Source organism: Protofrankia sp. Cr1, from assembly GCF_963555865.1.
In the GTDB taxonomy this organism is placed as follows: domain Bacteria; phylum Actinomycetota; class Actinomycetes; order Frankiales; family Frankiaceae; genus Protofrankia.
The window spans coordinates 1-1,313 of sequence record NZ_CAUVXO010000094.1 but is presented as its reverse complement, the minus strand read 5'-3'; the positions used below and the strand labels follow the sequence as shown (position 1 = coordinate 1,313).

At 61.8% G+C, this 1,313-nt stretch carries 1 pseudogene; it reads right to left on the bottom strand.

The window, feature by feature from the left end:
• Positions 1–80 precede the first annotated feature (80 nt).
• Positions 81–1,149 (bottom strand): annotated as a pseudogene (locus U9980_RS10405) (2-oxoglutarate and iron-dependent oxygenase domain-containing protein).
• Between the last annotated feature and the right edge of the window lie 164 nt (positions 1,150–1,313).

Genomic DNA, 1,313 nt, shown 5'->3' with positions numbered 1-1,313 from the left:
CTGTCCTGGTACCTGTCCTGGTACCTGTCCTGGTACCTGTCCTGGTACCGTCCGGATGCCTCGTTGCAGGTACGGTCGTCTTATGGTGCAACCATTTCCCTGCCAGCGGTCAGGCGTTCGGTTTCACCTCGCATGCGGGCAAGAATCGACAGGCGTTCCTCCTCGAGAATCCGATGCGTGGTGATCCGGTCCGGATAGCTACGCATGAACATGTTGGTGAAATGACTGCCATAGTGGATGTAGTCAGAAGTCGGGCCGGACAACGGGCGGACGCAGGCCTCGAAGCTCGGTTCGTGGAAGTAGGCGAGTGCGAAGCGCTCCCGGGTGTTCAGCCGGACCTTGTGTGGCGTCGAAAGAAGAAAACCGTTCGTCAGGAACTGAAGAATGTCACCGGGAAACACCGTCAGTACGCTCGGAACCGGCTTCACGAACGTCCACGGATCGACATCTTCGTACATTCCCGCCGCGCTTTCGTCCGCCAGCCAGTTCCTGTTCCGCCGCTCGCCCGCAACAGGTGGACGTATGTAGAGTCCGCCTACGTCGTCCTGGGCGGCGATCACCAGCAGTCCGTAGTCGGTATGGGCGCCGATGCCCCGGGCGGTCTGCTCCGATGCGGCGGGGAAGCGCAGCACCCGCATGTGGTGCCAGCCGTCGTCGGTCAGTTGTGTCAATGCGTCGATGTCAGCCGCACCCAGCCCCAGAGCGGTCAGTTTGAGTAATCTTTCACCGAACGTGCCGACTTCGTCCATGAACGCCTGCATGCTCCGCTGGTAGTCGGCGTCAGGCCACGGGGCCGGGCCGTGACACGGCCACTGTCCCTCTACGCGGGCATCGTCGCGAGCGACGTCCTTGCACACGGTGAAAATCTCGGAATAGTCCGCCTCGCCGGCCGTGACCTCTTCCCCGGACGCGATGTAGCCGCTGTAGGTCAGATCACTGACACACCCGGACTTGACCTGCCATGGGCATGCGGAAAAAGCGTCTGCTCGCCTCGATCGCAGCCTGGGTCTTCTGGTCCTGGGCCGGGCTCGTGGCGACCTGGAAAATTCCGTCCGTTCGCCATGCCTGCATCATCGCATGCGCCAGGATGATGTCGGATTCCGTCCCGCTGACGGATTCGGGCAGGTGGAATGTTCGTAGCTCAGTCAACTCGGCCTCCTTACGTGGAGGATCGCCGCTGCGACCCGCTTCAGAACATCAGAGCCGTACCATCGGAGCTCCGTCGGAAAGGCTCGAAGAGGTCCGGCCCGATGCGGGTTCAGTTTCCCGCGATTCTCCTGATTGATCCAGGATGGCGATGTGCCGGTATCGGC